Source organism: Burkholderia sp. COPS (assembly GCF_019425585.1).
GTDB classification, from domain to species: Bacteria; Pseudomonadota; Gammaproteobacteria; order Burkholderiales; family Burkholderiaceae; genus Burkholderia; species Burkholderia cepacia.
On sequence record NZ_WIXR01000047.1, the window covers coordinates 78010 to 94612 of the forward strand.

The following is a 16603-nucleotide window of genomic DNA, read 5'->3' on the forward strand; positions in this document are numbered from 1 at the left end:
TGGCGCGCGTTCGGGCGGCACGATCCGGCCATACCCGCTCCGGTGCGGCGTAACATGACGACCGCGCCGGCTTGCCCGTCGTTTTTCCTCTGACGAAAACCGGTTTCGCGCCGGTGCTGTGCGACGCGAGCGCATTGCCATATACTGTATATCCATACAGTTGTGGGTGGCGTCATGCTCGCATCCTCCATTTCTCCCGAATCCCTTCATCCGTCGCTTTGGCGCGGTTCCCAGCTCGCGCGCGGCGGCCCGCGCACGATCGATACCGGCTTCGCCCCGCTGTCGGCCGAGCTGCCGGGCGGCGGCTGGCCGGTCGGCGGGCTCGTCGAACTGCTGGCCGCGCAGCCGGGCTGCGGCGAGATGCGGCTGCTCGCACCCGCGCTCGCCCGCACCGTCAGCGCGCGCCGTCCGCTTGCGCTCGTCGCGCCGCCTCAAGCGCCGCATGCGACCGCGCTCGCCAGCCTCGGCGTACCGTCCGACGCACTGCTGTGGCTGCGTGCCGGCAGCCGCACCGATGCGCTGTGGGCTGCCGAGCAGGCGCTCAAGACGGGGTGCTGCGGCGCGCTGCTGCTCTGGCAGGACGCCCGGCCCGATGCGCTGCGGCGCCTGCATCTCGCGGCCGCGCGCACGGGCGACACGCTGTTCGTGATGCTGCGTCCGCTGTCGGCCGCGCGGCAACCGTCGCCGGCCGTGCTGCGTGTCGCGCTGTATCCGGTGCCGGGCGGCGTGTCGCTCGACATCGTCAAGCGTCGCGGCCCCGCACGCGGCGAGCCGCTCGTGCTCGACCTGCCGTCGCCCATCGTGGAGAGCCGCTATGCGCGTCTTGCTCGGCATCCATCTGCCGCGCCTGCCGCTCGACGTGTGCGCCCCGCCGCCGTCTGACGGCGCGGCGCAACGCGTAGACGAAGCGGACGAAGCAGGCTGCGCGGTGCTCGAGCAGGGTGTCGTGCTGATCGCCGATGCACCCGCGCGCCGGCAGGGCGTGCGCGCGGGCATGAAGCGCGGCGGCGTGCTCACGCTCGCGCCGCACACGCGGCTCGTCGAACGCGACTCCGCGCGCGAGGCCGATGCGCTGCGCGCGGTCGCGCTCGCGTTGCTGCGCTTTTCGCCGTGCGTCGCGCTCGACGACGAAGCCACGCTGATCGTCGACGTCGGCCCGAGCCTGCGCCTGTTCGGCGGCCTGCCGTCGCTGTGCCGACAGGTGCGCGCGACGCTCGCGGCGCTCGGTTATGCGGCGCGCCTGTCCGCCGCACCGACCGGGCGGGGCGCGTGGCTGCTCGCGCGCGTGTCGGCCCGTGCACGCATCCGGCGCCGCGTCGCCGGCCAGGTGTCGCTCGTGCGTTCGCTCGACAGGCTGCCGTGCGTGCTGCTGCCCGAGGCGCGTCCGTATGCGGGCTGGTTCGACGGCCTCGGCTGCCGCACGCTCGCCGACCTGCGCAACCTGCCGCGCGCGGGGCTGCAGCGCCGCTGCGGTCCCGCGTTGCTGGCCGCGCTCGATCGCGCGTACGGCGATGCGGTCGAGCCGCTCGCATGGATGGCGGTGCCGCCGGTGTTCGACGTGCGGCTCGAATTGCCGGAGCGCGTCGAATACGCGGAAGCCGTGCTGTTCGCCGCGCGGCGGCTCGTCGTGCAGCTGTGCGGCTGGCTGGCCGCGCGGCAGCTGTCGCTGGCCGCGATGACGTTCGATCTCGAGCACGAGCGCGGCCGCCAGGCCGTGCCGCCGACGCCGCTCGAATTCGCGTTCGCCGCGCCCGTGCGCGACGAGACGCACTTCATGCGGCTGCTCGGCGAGCGGCTCGCGCGCGTCGAGTTGCCGGCCGCGGTGATCGCGGTGCGTCTGACGGCCACGCGCGTCGAATCGGTCGCGCCGCCGGCCGACGATCTGTTCCCCGAGCCGGGCGGCACGAAAGAGACGCGCGCGCGGCTGTTCGAGCTGCTGGTCGCACGGCTCGGCGCGGAGAACGTGCTGCGCGCGGCACCCGTCGCCGATCACCGGCCCGAGGCCGCGAACCGCTGGCTGCCGCTCGATGCGCAGGCCGGCAAGCCGGCCGGCGGGCCGCCGGCCGTGCCGCCGAGGCCCGCATGGTTGCTGGACGAGCCGCTGCCGCTGTTGATGCGGGGGGAGCGGCCGGTATTTCATACGCCGCTCAGGATGATGTCGTCGGTGGAACGGATCGAGGCCGGGTGGTTCGATGGGCAACTCGCCGCACGCGATTACCACGTCGCGCAGGACGAAACCGGTGCGTGCTACTGGGTGTTCAAGGAGCGGGCAGCGAGCGAGGCCGAGCCGCGCTGGTTCCTGCACGGCCTGTTCGGGTGAACGGTCATGGTTGCGGAATTCAGCTGGCTGCCCGATTACGCGGAGTTGTTCTGCCGTTCGAACTTTTCGTTCCTGCATGGCGCGTCGCATGCGGAAGAACTGGTCGAGCGTGCGGTGGAACTCGGCTATCGCGGGATCGCGATCACCGACGAATGCTCGCTCGCCGGTGCACCGCGCATGCACGTCGCGGCGAAGGCGAAAGGGTTGCCGCTCGTCATCGGTTCGTACTTCGAAGTCACACCGGATGAAGTTGCACCGGGCCACGATCCGGGCCCCGGCGCGTTCGGGCTCGTGCTGCTCGCGCAGAATCGGGAAGGCTACGGCAACCTGTCCGAGCTGATTTCGTGGCGGCGGATGGAAGCGCCGAAGGGGACGTACACGCTGACGTCGCACATGCTGTCGAGGCCGCCCGAGGCATTCGCACACCTGCGCGGCATGCCCGACTGCTTCGCGATTCTCGTGCCCGCGTACCCGGTGCGCGCGGACGTGCTCGATGCACAGGTCGCGTGGTTTCGCGCGACGTTCGGCGAGCGTGCACGGCTCGGGCTCGTGCAGTTGCAGCGCGCGCTGGACGGTGCGCAGCGCGAGGAGATTCGTGCGGCCGGCGAGCGGCGCGGCGTGCGCATCGTCGCACTCGGCGACGTGACGATGCACCGGCGCTCGTGCAAGGAACTGCAGGACGTGATGACGGCGATTCGTGTCGGGATGCCTGTCGCGGAATGCGGTTATGCGCTCGCGCCGAATGCGGAGCAGCATCTGCGTGCGCGCGGGCGGATCGGGAAGCTGTTTGCGCCGGAGGAGATCGCGCAGACGTGCGCGATGCTCGACGGCTGCAATTTCTCCCTCGACGACCTGAAGTATGAATACCCGCTCGAACTCGTCCCGCGCGGGCATACGCCGACGAGCTACCTGAAGCAGGAGACCTGGGCGGGTGTGGCCCGGCGTTACTGGAATGGTGTGCCGGAGAAAGTCGCCAGGCAGATCCGGCATGAACTCGCCCTGATCGCGAAACTGAATTACGAGCCGTTCTTCCTGACCGTCTACGACATCGTCAAATTCGCGCGCAGCCAGAACATCCTGTGCCAGGGACGCGGCTCGGCGGCGAACTCGGTGGTCTGCTATTGCCTCGGCATTACCGAGGTCGATCCCGATCAGAGCACGATGCTGTTCGAGCGCTTCATCAGTGTGGAACGCGGCGAGCCGCCCGATATCGACGTCGATTTCGAGCATCAGCGCCGGGAAGAAGTGATTCAGCATATCTACGAGAAGTACGGGCACGATCGCGCCGCACTGGCGGCCGCCGTATCGACCTATCGTCCGCGCGGCGTGCTGCGCGAGACCGGCAAGGCGCTCGGTGTCGATCCGGTGCTGGTCGATCGCGTCGCGAAAGCGCATCGCTGGTTCGACGGCAGTCGCGACCTGCTGCAGCAATTCTCGACGACCGGGCTCGATCCCGAGACGCCGCTCATCCAGGCGTGGGCCCGGCTCGCCGCGCGGCTGCTGAACTTCCCGCGCCATCTGTCGCAGCACTCGGGCGGTTTCGTGATCAGCCGCGGCAAGCTCACGCGGCTCGTGCCGGTCGAGAACGCGGCGATGGACGGGCGGCGCGTGATCCAGTGGGACAAGGACGATCTCGAAGCACTCGGGCTGATGAAGGTCGACGTGCTCGCGCTCGGCATGCTGTCGGCGCTGCATCGCGCGTTCGACATGCGCACCGCATGGCGAGGCCCGCCGAAGGCAGACGGCAAGCCGTTCACGTTGAAGCACATTCCGAAGGATGACGTCGCAACCTACGACATGATCTGCCGCGCCGACACGGTCGGCGTGTTCCAGATCGAATCGCGCGCGCAGATGTCGATGCTGCCGCGCCTGCGGCCGCGCACTTATTACGACCTGGTGATCGAGGTGGCGATCGTGCGGCCGGGGCCGATCCAGGGCGGGGCAGTGCACCCCTATCTGAAACGACGCCAGGGCCTCGAAAAGGTCAGTTATCCAAAGGAGGACCTGAAGCCCGCACTCGAACGGACGTACGGCGTGCCGATCTTCCAGGAACAGGTGATGCAGATCGCGATGATCGCGGCCGGCTTCACGGCCGGCGAGGCCGACCAGTTGCGTCGCGCGATGGCCGCGTGGAAGCGCAAGGGCAATCTGGAGCAATATCACGGCAAGATCGTCGACGGGATGCGCGAGCGCGATTACCCGCCCGAGTTCGCCGAACAGATCTTCGAGCAGATCAAGGGTTTCGGCGATTACGGTTTCCCCGAGAGCCACGCGGCGAGCTTCGCGAAGCTCGCCTACGCCAGCAGCTGGCTCAAATGCCACGAACCGGCGATCTTCCTCGCCGCATTGCTGAACAGCCAGCCGATGGGTTTCTATCCGCCGTCGCAACTCGTGCAGGACGCGAAGCGTCACGGCGTGCAGGTCCTGCCGATCGACGTCACGCAAAGCGGCTGGGAGGCATCGCTCGAAGCGCTGCCCGGCCAGCCGCCTCCGCACGGACAGCCGGCCGTCCGGCTCGGGCTGTCGCTCGTGAGCGGTCTGGGAGAAGCCGCTGTCCGCAGGATCGAAGCCGCACGCGCGGCAGGCCCCTTCGACAACGTCGACACTCTCGCGCGCCGCGCGCAGCTCGAACGCCGCGATCTCGAGGCGCTCGCCGCCGCGAACGCGCTCGCGACCCTCGCCGGCCACCGCCGCGACGCGCTGTGGCAAGCGGTCGCCGCGGCACCCGAGCGCGACCTGCTCGCGACCGCACCGATCGACGAAGCGGAGAAGCCGGCACTCGGCGCGCCGTCGGAGGCCGACGACATCCTCGCCGACTATCACACCACCGGCCTCACGCTGAACCGCCACCCGGTCGCACTGCTGCGGCCCGAGCTGCGCGCGCGGCGGCTGTCGTCCGCGGCCGAACTGCACGACCGCCCCGACGGCCGGCTCGCGCGCGCGTGCGGGCTCGTGACCGCACGGCAGATGCCGGGCACCGCGAAAGGCGTGATGTTCATGACGCTCGAGGACGAAACCGGCTGCGTGAACCTGATCGTCCGGCCCGAGCTGCTCGCGCGGCAGCGCCGTGAAACCCTCGATTCGCGGCTGCTCGCCGTGTCCGGCGTGTGGCAGGTCGCGAGCGACGTGAGGCACCTCGTTGCGCAGCATTTCGAGGATCTGACGCCGCTGCTCGGCGGCCTGCGCACGTCGAGCCGCGAGTTCCATTGATGCCGGGGTGCACCCGTCGTACCGGCCCCCCTACGCCGATGCATACCAGTCGGCCGAACTGGTTCTATTCCGGTATCGTTTCCACCCCTCCAAGCCCGGCAAATCCGGCTCTTGAACTGTCCCCTTGCATACCAATCCGGGTAAATCCCTATCCCGCATCGCGTTGTAAACAAAGGCTTTCTCGCAACTAAAACGCTTACCGGGCAAGGCTTTCGGCGATTTCCGCGTCGCTAATACCAGTTCGTTGACTGGTATTATTGTGGTTATATAATGCCCTCACTTTCGACGGCCCGAGGTCGTCGTCCGACACCCGGAGGCACATGGAAACCGGCTGGTCCGAACTGGCGCCCGATCCCCTCAGCGACACGCCGCTCTATCTGCAGCTCGCCCGCAATCTGGCGAGCGCGATCCACGCCGGCGCGTGGCGGGCCGGCGAGGCGCTGCCGTCGGAGCGGCTGCTGTCGGTGTCGGTCGGCGTATCGCGGATCACGGCCCGTCGCGCACTCGCGCTGCTGGTCGAGCAGGGGCTGATCAAGCGGGCGCGCGGGGCGGGCAGCTTCATCACGCCGCGCGTCGCCGATCCGCTGTCGCGTCTCGTCGGCTTCACCGCGAAGATGAAGCAGCGCGGCTTCGTGCCCGATTCGGTATGGCTGTCGCGCACGCTGCGCGCCGCGACCCGCGACGAGATTACGCATCTCGGCCTCGCCCCCGGCGCGACGGTGGCGCGGCTCGAACGGCTGCGCCGCGCGGACGGCATCGTGATGGCGGTCGAGCATTCGACGCTGCCGGCCGCGGTGGTGCCCGATCCGCAGGCGCTCGGCGCGTCGCTGTACGAGTACCTCGACACGCGCGGGATGACCGTCGTGCGCGCGCTGCAGCACTTTCGCGCGGCGAACGCGACCCACGCGATCGCGAAATGGATGGCGGTGAAACCGGGCTCGGCGCTGCTGGTGATCACGCGGATCGGCTACGGTGCCGACCAGCGCGCGATCGAAGTGAGCGAAACGTATTGCCGCGACGACTACTACGACTTCGTCGCCGAACTGAAACGCTGACGCGCGAGACTTGCCCGCGCGCGACAGCCGTGAAGCAACGACACGGAATTGCAAATCACGACGCGGATACCCGCGTCACCAGATCATCAAGAGAACGTCATGCTGACTGGAAACATCCTTACCCCCGACGGCTGGATTCAGGGTTCGCTCGATAGCGAGAACGGCCGCATCACGACACTCGACGGCAAGCCCGTCGATCCCGCGAAGAACGACGCGCCTTACATCCTGCCCGGCTTCATCGACCTGCACGTGCACGGCGGCGGCGGCGCCGACGTGATGGAAGGCGGCGACGCGATCGAGACGATCGCCCGCACGCACGCGCAATTCGGCACGACGAGCCTGCTCGCGACGACGATGACCGCGCCGCGCGACGAACTGATGAAAGTCGTCGGCAACCTCGGCAGCGTCGCGCGTACCCGCACGCCGGGCGGCGCGCGCGTGCTCGGCGTGCACCTCGAAGGCCCGTACATCAACCCCGGCAAGCTCGGCGCGCAGCCCGACGCGGCCGTCTCGGCCGTGCTCGACGAAGTGCTGAAGTACCTGTCGATCGCGCCGATCCGCGTCGTCACGCTCGCGCCGGAAATCGCCGGCCACATCGAGATCATCGGCGAGATGGCCGCGCGCGGCGTGCGCGTGCAGCTCGGCCACTCGCTTGCGACCTACGACGACGCGGTGGCCGCGCTCAAGCACGGCGCGTGCGGTTTCACGCACCTGTTCAACGCGATGTCGCCGCTGCATCACCGCAACCCCGGCCTGGTGGGCGCGGCGCTTGCTCACGCCGAATACGCGGAAATCATTCCCGATCTGCTGCACGTGCACCCGGGCGCGATTCGTGCGGCGCTGCGCGCGATCCCGCGCCTGTACGTCGTGACCGACAGCACGTCCGCGACGGGCATGCCCGACGGCGAATACCGGCTCGGCAGCCAGCACGTGACGAAGTGCCTCGGCGGCGTGCGTCTCGCCGACGGCACGCTCGCCGGCAGCACGCTGACGATGGACCAGGCGCTGCGCAACCTCGTGTCGCTCGGCCTGCCGATCGCCGACGTGTCGAACCGGATGTCGCGCTATGCGGCCGACTACCTCGGCATCGCCGATCGCGGCCGCCTCGAGCGCGGCGCATGGGCCGACCTCGCGGTGTTCGATCGCGACCTGAACCTCACCGCGACCTATGTCGAAGGAGAATCGATTGTCGAATATGCTTAAGGAAGCGCGCGAGTCCGCCCAGGTCGTCGCCGCGCAGATCGCCGACACCGCGCGCGTCGAAGCGCTCGCCGGCCAATTGCTCGATCACCCGCCGGCCGTCGCGCTGACGGTCGCGCGCGGCAGCTCGGATCACGCCGCGAGCTATTTCGCGAGCCTGACGATGAGCCGCCTCGGCGTGCCGGTCGCGTCGCTGCCGATGTCGGTCGCCACGCTGCAGCAGGCGCCGCTGAAGGTGCAGGACCAGCTCGCGATCGCCTTCTCCCAGTCGGGCAAGAGCCCCGATCTCGTCAACACGATGGCCGCGCTGCGCGAAGCCGGCGCGCGCACCGTCGCCGCCGTGAACGTGCTGCCGTCGCCGCTCGCCGACGCGTGCGAGCACCAGTTGCCGCTGCTCGCCGGCCCCGAATTGTCGGTCGCCGCGACGAAGAGCTATATCGCGATGCTGTCGCTGTCCGCGCAGATCGTCGCGTACTGGCAGCGCGACGCCGCGCTGATGACCGCATTGCGCGGCCTGCCCGACGTGCTCGCGCAGGCCGGCCGGCTCGACTGGTCGCAGGCCGTCGCCGCGCTGGCGGGTGTCGAGCGGATGATCGTGATCGGCCGCGGCCTGGGCCTCGCGATCGCGCAGGAAGCCGCGCTGAAGCTGAAGGAAACCTCCGGTATCCAGGCCGAGGCGTTCTCGAGCGCCGAAGTCCGTCACGGCCCGATGGAGCTGATCGACCGAGACTATCCGCTGCTCGTGTTCGCCCCGCCGGGCCCCGAGCAGGCCGGCCTGCTGCAGCTCGCGCAGGACATGCGCGCACGCGGCGCGGCGGTGCTGCTCGCGGCGCCCGCCGGCACGCCGGGCGCGACCTTGCCGCTCGCGCAGTCCGCCCATTCGGCGCTCGACCCGATCGCCGCCATTCTTTCGTTCTACGTGATGGCGGCGGATCTCGCCGTCGCGCGCGGCCGCAACCCCGACACGCCGCGCCACCTGAACAAAGTCACCGAAACGCACTGATAGCCGAGACAGCCGATGAGACGCGCCGAGGAGTCCCAGTTGAAGAGTTCCACCCATGATCAGATCGTCCTGCTCAGCCCCTTGACCGGGCCGATCGTCGCGCTGGCCGACGTGCCCGATCCGGTGTTCTCCGGCGGGATGTTCGGCGACGGCATCGGCATCGACCCGCTCGCGGGCCAGCTCGTCGCGCCGTGCGCGGGCGTCGTGTCGCATCTCGCGCGCACCGGCCACGCGGTGACGATCACGACGCCGCAAGGCGCGGAAGTGCTGCTGCACATCGGCATCGACACCGTCGAGCTGAACGGGCAGGGCTTCACCGCGCACGTCGAGGCCGGCGCGCGTGTCGAGGCGGGAGCGCTGCTGATCGAGTTCGACCAGGACGCGGTGGCGCGCAGCGCGCATTCGCTCGTGTCGGTGATCGCGATCGCGAACTCGGATGCGTTCGAGGTCGTCGATCGTGCCAGCGGCTTCGCGACGGCCGGCAAGACGCCGCTGCTCACGCTGCGCGGCAAGGGCGAAGCGGCTGCGCAGGCGGCACAAACCGGCGCAGCGGCGCATCACGAAGTGCGCCGTGAAATCGTGCTGGCCCAGCCGGGTGGCCTGCACGCACGGCCGGCCGCGCGGGCGCGGGAAGCCGTGCGCGGGTTCGACGCGACCGTCGACGTGCTGTTCGACGGCCGCAAGGCGTCGATCGCGAGCGTCGTCGGCCTGCTCGGCCTCGGTGCGGGCGAAGGCGCGACGGTCGAACTGGTCGGCCGTGGCGCGCACGCACAGCAGGCCGTCGATGCGGTCGAGCACGAGCTGCTGCGCGAAGCACACGGCGAAGTCGAGGAAAAGCCGGCGCGGCTGAGGTCGCCCGCGCCGCAGACGGTTGCGCGCAACGTCGGCGCACCTATTGATCCGAACACGCTCGCGGGCGTGTGCGCGGCACCCGGCATCGCGGTCGGCACGCTGGTGCGTCTCGACGATGCGGAGATCGTGCCGCCCGAACAGGCCGCCGGCACGCCCGCGTCGGAGAGCCGCCAGCTCGACCAGGCGCTGAAGGCCGTCGACGCCGAACTCGACGAAACGGTGCGCCACGCATCGGCGCGCGGCGCGGTCGGCGAAGCGGGCATCTTCGCGGTGCACCGCGTGCTGCTGGAAGACCCGACGCTGATCGACTCAGCACGCGACCTGATCAGTCTCGGCAAGAGCGCGGGCTTCGCATGGCGCGCGACGATCCGCACGCAGATCGACACGCTGTCGAAGCTCGACGACGCGCTGCTCGCCGAACGCGCGGCCGACCTGCGCGACATCGAGAAGCGGGTGCTGCGCGCGCTCGGTCATACGAACGGTGCCGCGCGTGCGCTGCCCGACGAAGCGGTGCTCGCGGCCGAGGAATTCACGCCTTCCGATTTGTCGTCGCTCGATCGCCAGCGCGTGACCGCGCTCGTGATGGCGCGCGGCGGCGCGACGTCGCACGCGGCGATCATCGCGCGCCAGCTCGGCATTCCGGCGCTGGTGGCGGTCGGCGATGCGCTGTACGCGATCCCGGACGGCACGCAGGTCGTCGTCGATGCGAGCGCGGGCCGGCTCGAACATGCACCGACCGCGCTCGACGTCGAGCGCGCGCGGCACGAGCGCCAGCGCCTGGACGGCGTGCGCGAGGCGAACCGGCAACTGGCGGGGGCCGCGGCCGCCACCGTCGACGGGCGCGCGATCGAGGTCGCCGCGAACATCGCGACGCTCGACGATGCGAACACCGCGGTCGACAACGGCGCCGACGCGGTCGGCCTGCTGCGTACCGAGCTGATGTTCATCCATCGCCAGGCCGCGCCGACGGTCGTCGAGCACCAGCAGAGCTACCAGTCGATCGTCGACGCGCTGCAGGGCCGCACGGCGATCATCCGCACGCTCGACGTCGGCGCCGACAAGGAAGTCGATTACCTCACGCTGCCGCCCGAACCGAACCCGGCGCTCGGCCTGCGCGGCATCCGTCTCGCGCAGGTGCGCCCCGACCTGCTCGACGATCAATTGCAGGGCCTGCTCGCGGTGAAGCCGTTCGGCGCGGTGCGCATCCTGCTGCCGATGGTGACCGACGCGGGCGAGCTCGTGCGCCTGAAAAAGCGCATCGACGAATTCGCGCGCGCCCAGGGCCGCACCGAGCCGGTCGAGGTCGGCGTGATGATCGAGGTGCCGTCGGCCGCGCTGCTGGCCGACCAGCTCGCGCAGCACGCGGATTTCCTGTCGATCGGCACCAACGACCTGACGCAGTACACGCTCGCGATGGACCGCTGCCAGGCCGATCTGGCCGCGCAGTCGGACGGCCTGCACCCGGCCGTGCTGCGCCTGATCGACATCGCGGTGCGCGGTGCCGCGAAGCACGGCAAGTGGGTCGGCGTGTGCGGCGCGCTCGGCGGCGATCCGCTCGCGGTGCCGATCCTGGTGGGCCTCGGCGTGACCGAGCTGTCGGTCGACCCCGTATCGGTGCCGGGCATCAAGGCGCGTGTGCGCCGTCTCGATTACCAGTTGTGCCGTCAGCGCGCGCAGGATCTGCTCGCGCTCGATTCGGCACAGGCGGTAAGGGCAGCAAGTCGCGAGGCCTGGCCGCTCGACTGAGCGTCGACGGCAGGTTCGCGACCCGTATTACGACGAAGGCAGTCAGCTCAACGACGATTAACGACGCTTAACGACGAGACAAGGATTGGAGGACTGAATGAACGGGAATCCGTTTCTGAAAATACAGGGCCTGGGCCGGGCACTGATGCTGCCGATCGCGGTATTGCCGGTCGCCGGCATCCTGCTGCGACTCGGCCAGCCTGACGTGTTCAACATCAAGATGATCGCCGACGCCGGCGGCGCGATCTTCGACAACCTGCCGCTGCTGTTCGCGATCGGCGTGGCGGTCGGTTTCGCGAAAGACAACAACGGCGTGGCGGCACTCGCGGGCGCGATCGGCTACCTGATCGAAACCGCGATCATGAAGGACATCGATCCCAAGCTGAACATGGGCGTGCTGTCCGGGATCATCGCGGGTGTCGTCGCGGGCCTGCTGTACAACCGCTACAAGGACATCAAGCTGCCGGACTACCTGGCGTTCTTCGGCGGCAAGCGGTTCGTGCCGATCATCACGGGGCTGGTGTGCGTGGTACTCGGCATCGCGTTCGGGTACGTGTGGCAGCCGGTCCAGCATGCGATCGACGCGGCCGGCCAGTGGCTGACGACGGCGGGCGCGATCGGCGCGTTCGTGTTCGGCTTCCTGAACCGCCTGCTGCTCGTCACGGGCCTGCACCACATCATCAACTCGCTCGCGTGGTTCGTGTTCGGCAACTTCACGCCGCCCGCCGGCGGCGAGATCGTGCACGGCGACCTGCACCGCTTCTTCGCGGGCGACCCGACCGCGGGCACCTTCATGGCCGGCTTCTTCCCGATCATGATGTTCGGCCTGCCGGCCGCGTGTCTCGCGATGCTGCACGAGGCACCGAAGGAGCGCCGCGCGATGGTCGGCGGCCTGCTGTTCTCGATGGCGCTCACGTCGTTCCTGACCGGCGTGACCGAGCCGATCGAATTCAGCTTCATGTTCCTCGCACCGGTGCTGTACGTGATCCACGCGGTGCTGACGGGGCTGTCGCTCGCGATCTGCCAGATCCTCGGCGTGAAGCTCGGTTTCACGTTCTCGGCGGGCGCGATCGACTACGTGCTGAACTACGGGCTGTCGACGAAGGGCTGGATCGCGATCCCGCTCGGCATCGCGTACGGCGCCGCGTATTACGGGCTGTTCCGCTTCTTCATCCGCAAGTTCAACATGGCTACGCCGGGCCGTGAGCCGGCATCGGCCGACGCGGCCGCCGAATCGTACGCATCGGGCGGCTTCGTCGCGCCGGCGGCGGGCGCCGCTGCGGTGGCCGCCGCGCCGCGCGCGCAGCGCTACATCGCCGCGCTCGGCGGGGCGGGCAACCTGTCGGTCGTCGACGCATGCACGACGCGCCTGCGCCTGACCGTCGTCGATCCGGAGAAGGTCTCGGAGCCGGAACTGAAGTCGATCGGCGCGCGCGGCGTGCTCAAGCGCGGCGGCAACAGCGTGCAGGTGATCATCGGGCCCGAGGCGGACATCATTGCCGACGAGATGCGTGCCGCGATCGGCAGCGGCGCGACCGGTGCCGCGTCGACGGCGACGGCCGCCGCGGCGCAACCCGTGACGGGTGCGGCCGCCGGTCCGCTCGATCCGGAGCCGACGCGCTGGCTCGCGGTGTTCGGCGGCGCGACCAACGTCGTGTCGCTCGACGCGATCGCGACCACGCGCCTGCGTGTGGTCGTGCGCGATCCGTCGGCGGTCGATCGCGATCGTCTCGGCGCGCTCGACGTCGCGTGGGTGTCGCCCGACACGTTCCACATCGTCTGCGGCAATGCGGCGGCACGCTACGCCGAACAGCTCGGCGCGCGCCTGCCGCCGTCGGGCAGCGGGGCGGCCGCGCAGCCGGCCTGATGTGACCAGGCCGGCCCGATCCGCGATGCGGATTCGGGCCGGCCGGCAAAACGAAAACGGCTTGCGATCCTTGCGTCGCAAGCCGTTTTTTCTTGGTGCGGGCGATGGCGCGATGCACGTGCTTGCATCGCGCGTCGCCCGGTCGTTCAGCCGATCACGGATTCGTCAGCGTGAAGGTCGGCTTCCGGTAGCCGACACCGGCCCGGTCGAGCTTCGGCAATTCGCGTTGCGTGAGCAGCGTCGCGAAACCGGCCCAGTCGCGCTGCAGCGCGGCCGTGTCGACGTGATGCGTGTCGCCGCGCTTGTAGCGCACGCCGGCCGCATACGGCAGTTCCCAGTCGGCGCGGTGCCAGGCGCGCTCGGCGAGCGCGAGCAGCCGCGGATAGGCCATGTACTCGAGGAAGGTGTCGTTGCGCATCACCTCGCCCCATGCCTGGCCCTGCATGCCTTCGATGCGCGGCGCGGGGCCCGTGCCGGTTACCTCGAACGGGTTGCCGTCACGGTCGCCCATCACTTCGGCGTTTTGCGGCAGGTTCTCCGGCGCGAGCGAGAACACCTTGTACTCGTCCGTCGCGTGCGAGCCCCAGTAGTAGCCGCGCTCGCGCGGGTTGAGCGTGTACGGGAAGTCGAAGTACAGGTAGTCCGGCAGCGCGAGCACCGTCAGGTAGCCCTTGCCGCTCAGGTCGCGCGCGCTGTCCGACGCCCCCCAGAAGATCGTGTCCCACAGCGACACCATCACGTGGCGCGTGCTGAAGTCCTGCGGCCCGTTCGCATGCTTGATGCCGTCCTGCCACGCGGCCATCGTGTCGATCCCGTTCGCGCTGACCGCCGCGCTCACCTGCTGCGCGAAACGCGTCGGCAGCTCGTCGATCGACTTGATCTCGCCGCGCTGGAGCAACGCCGTGCATGCGGGCGAACGCGCCCACGGCTTGTCCTGCGCGGCGAGATCGATGCGCCCCTTGGTCGGATCGGTGCCGTTCAGCGGCTGGAAGCCCGCGCCGAGGAAGATGTTCTTCGCCTCGTCGCCGCCGTAATGCCAGATGTGCAGCGGCGCCTGCGCATCCGCATGCATCGCCGCGATCTCGCGGATCACCTTCGATGCGAAATTGAGCGCGCCCGGCACGCACGGGTTCAGGTCGCTGCGGCGGTCGTAGAACTGCACCGTCGTCAGGTTCGACGTGTCCTGCGGATCGAGCAGCCGGTATGCGTTCGCCTCCTGCTCGCGCCCGGCCGCATGCAGCCGCCGGTAACGTGCCTCCATCGTCACGACGGCCGCGCGCGCATGCGCGGGCATGTCGATCTCGGGGACGATCTCGACGAAATGCGCGGCCGCGTAACGCACGAGCGCCACGTAGTCGTCGCGGGTCAGGTAGCCGCCGCCCGAGCGGTTGTCCGGGCCGGAGCCGAGCTGCGGCAGCAGGCAGCGCGTCTCGCTCGGGTCGTGACAGCGGCGCGAGCCGATCCCGGTCAGTTCGGGCAGGCCGGGAATCTCGATGCGCCAGCCCTCGTCGTCCGACAGGTGCAGGTGCAGGCGATTGAGCTTGTACGCGCTCATCTGGTCGATCAGGCGGCGCAGCGTCGCCGGGTGCTTGAAGTTGCGTGCGAGGTCGACGTGCATCCCGCGATGCGTGAAGCGCGGCGCATCCTCGACGAGCATCGCCGGGATCGGGCCGCCGCCGGCCGGTGCGAGCGAGTAGAGCGTCTGCACGCCGTAGTAGAGGCCCGCGCGATCGTAGCCCTCGATCAGCACGCCGCGCGGCCCGATCGCGAGCCGGTAGCCGCCCGGCGTCGCGATGTCGGCCGGCAGCCGGCGCGGCGCGACCGCGCCCCGCACCGGCACGCGCGCGCCGTCGAGCCCGAGTGTCGTCGCACGTTCGCGCAGCGCCGCGACCTGCGCGTCCGGCAGATCGGGCAGGGCGAGCTCGACACCGCGCAGCTCGAGCGTGCCGGGCAGCGGCTGCTCGCGCTTCACGCTCGGCAGCGCGCGGCTCGGGTCGGGCCGTGCGGCCACCGGCGGCGCGTTGCCCGTCGAGTTGTTCTGCGCGTCGGCCGGCAGCGATTCGACGTAGCGCAGCTCGTCGTCGGTGTCGTCGTAGCGGAGCACGGCGGGCGGCGCACCCTCGACGACCACGTACGGGCGCGGGATCACGTCGCTGTAGCGCAGCAGCCAGTATTCGGCGACGAACGGCAGTTCGATGCGTTCGCCCGGCGCCAGCCGCACCGAGCCGGGTTGCGGTGTCAGCTCGTACAGGTCGCCGGTGAGCCGCCGCAGCGCGAAGCCGGGGCGATCGATTCGCAGCAGGCGGCGGATGCTGTGCAGGTAGAGCTTCCAGCCGCCGTCGGCGATTGCCTGGTGGCCGCGGTTCTGCAGGATCAGGCGGCCCGTCGCGCAGGCCGCGCCGTCGGCGCCGAGGTCGGCGCACGGCACGCCGGCCGAGGCCGCGTGATTGTTGTCGACGGCGACGCGCAGCGCGAGGCCGTTCGACAGCCGCGCCGCGAGATCGGCCGGCGGCACGGGCGGGCGGACGGCACCGGCCGCCGCGACCGCCGCACTCGACGCGGGCAGCGCGCCGAGCGCGACCGGCGGCAGTGCCGCGATCAGCACGCCGGCAAACAGGGTGGACAAGGTTCGGCTCATGCGGACTCCTGAGAAAAAAGGGGGGCGTAGCGGCGTCACGGGATGACGTCGCTGCGGGCGGGTCTTTCAACGGAGCTGCGGGGACAACAGGATGCGCGGGCGATGCGGCTGCCCTGCGCGCAGTCGGCACGCGGATGCGTGCGTTACGGAACGGGGGGCGGGCAGGCGTGCCGGTCGGATCGGCGCGGGCGGGTGCGCGTCCTCATCGGCCGGGCACGGCGGCGGCCGCGGTTGCGGACGATGCTGACCCTGACGCGGTGGCGACGCGCCCGGTGACAAAGGCGCACGCGTGACCGGCGCGGACGACGGCGGCGCCGGTCGTGGACGAAGCGCAACCGGCCGCCGCGCGGCGACGGCGAGATGGCGCGCACGTGCGCGCCGCATACGGGATTCGCATGTCTCCCCCACCCAGATGGATTCGGCCTGTCAGCGGCCGTGTCCAAAGATCTTATGAAACCTTTTATTGGTATTCAAGTGGTATCAATCTGGCGCTAAATTGGCATCGGTGTGTCCGGGCCGCCGGGGCGAAAAAAAACCTCGCGCGAGGCGAGGTTCCTTCCGGGCGGCGGCCGCTCGATCGGCCGAACGCGTCAGTTGCGGGTTACGCGTGCTTCCTGCGTTTTCTGCCGTGCTTCGAGCCACATCGCATTGACGATGCCGAACGACAGCGCGACGCCGATACCGAGAATCCAGCTGAAATACCACATGATCC

The 16603-nt window shown here is 69.8% G+C and carries 10 protein-coding genes; 8 read left to right on the forward strand and 2 right to left on the reverse strand.

The features are described from left to right. Window positions 1-174 precede the first annotated feature (174 nt). From imuA to nagE, 8 genes are all read left to right on the forward strand, one after another. On the forward strand, window positions 175-882 hold the full coding sequence (gene imuA / locus FOZ70_RS31080; protein ID WP_027789072.1) for a translesion DNA synthesis-associated protein ImuA: 708 nt from the start codon (window positions 175-177) through the stop codon (window positions 880-882). Next, complete coding sequence (locus tag FOZ70_RS31085) at window positions 815-2320, forward strand: DNA polymerase Y family protein (RefSeq protein ID WP_219707490.1); 1506 nt, start codon at window positions 815-817, stop codon at window positions 2318-2320. Before imuA ends, FOZ70_RS31085 begins: the two co-directional genes overlap by 68 nt. A 6-nt stretch (window positions 2321-2326) precedes the next feature. Beyond that, the gene (locus FOZ70_RS31090; protein WP_175896558.1) at window positions 2327-5530 is read left to right on the forward strand and encodes an error-prone DNA polymerase; all 3204 of its coding nucleotides are present in this window, start codon (window positions 2327-2329) and stop codon (window positions 5528-5530) included. A 320-nt stretch (window positions 5531-5850) separates the two neighbouring features. Then, the gene (locus tag FOZ70_RS31095) at window positions 5851-6585 is read left to right on the forward strand and encodes a GntR family transcriptional regulator (protein WP_048025682.1); all 735 of its coding nucleotides are present in this window, start codon (window positions 5851-5853) and stop codon (window positions 6583-6585) included. 99 nt (window positions 6586-6684) lie between these two features. Continuing rightward, window positions 6685-7788 (forward strand): N-acetylglucosamine-6-phosphate deacetylase, encoded by a 1104-nt coding sequence (nagA, locus tag FOZ70_RS31100; RefSeq protein ID WP_048025681.1) that lies wholly within the window; start codon window positions 6685-6687, stop codon window positions 7786-7788. Further along, entirely contained in the window at window positions 7781-8788 is a 1008-nt protein-coding gene (locus tag FOZ70_RS31105) for an SIS domain-containing protein (protein ID WP_048025680.1), read from the forward strand. Before nagA ends, FOZ70_RS31105 begins: the two co-directional genes overlap by 8 nt. A 15-nt stretch (window positions 8789-8803) precedes the next feature. After that, window positions 8804-11386 carry a phosphoenolpyruvate--protein phosphotransferase gene (ptsP, locus tag FOZ70_RS31110; protein WP_059498607.1) on the forward strand — a complete coding sequence of 861 codons (2583 nt, stop codon included), beginning with the start codon at window positions 8804-8806 and terminating at the stop codon, window positions 11384-11386. Between the two features lie 97 nt (window positions 11387-11483). Then, window positions 11484-13253, forward strand: a complete 1770-nt coding sequence (gene nagE, locus FOZ70_RS31115) for an N-acetylglucosamine-specific PTS transporter subunit IIBC (protein WP_175926825.1) — start codon at window positions 11484-11486, stop codon at window positions 13251-13253. Between the two features lie 154 nt (window positions 13254-13407). Here nagE and FOZ70_RS31120 read toward each other — a convergent pair whose 3' ends face one another. After that, window positions 13408-15891: a family 20 glycosylhydrolase gene (locus tag FOZ70_RS31120; RefSeq protein ID WP_219707491.1), complete on the reverse strand. Its 2484-nt coding sequence runs from the start codon at window positions 15889-15891 to the stop codon at window positions 13408-13410. A 590-nt stretch (window positions 15892-16481) separates the two neighbouring features. After that, complete coding sequence (gene cydX, locus FOZ70_RS31125; RefSeq protein ID WP_021163033.1) at window positions 16482-16598, reverse strand: cytochrome bd-I oxidase subunit CydX; 117 nt, start codon at window positions 16596-16598, stop codon at window positions 16482-16484. Window positions 16599-16603 lie beyond the last annotated feature (5 nt).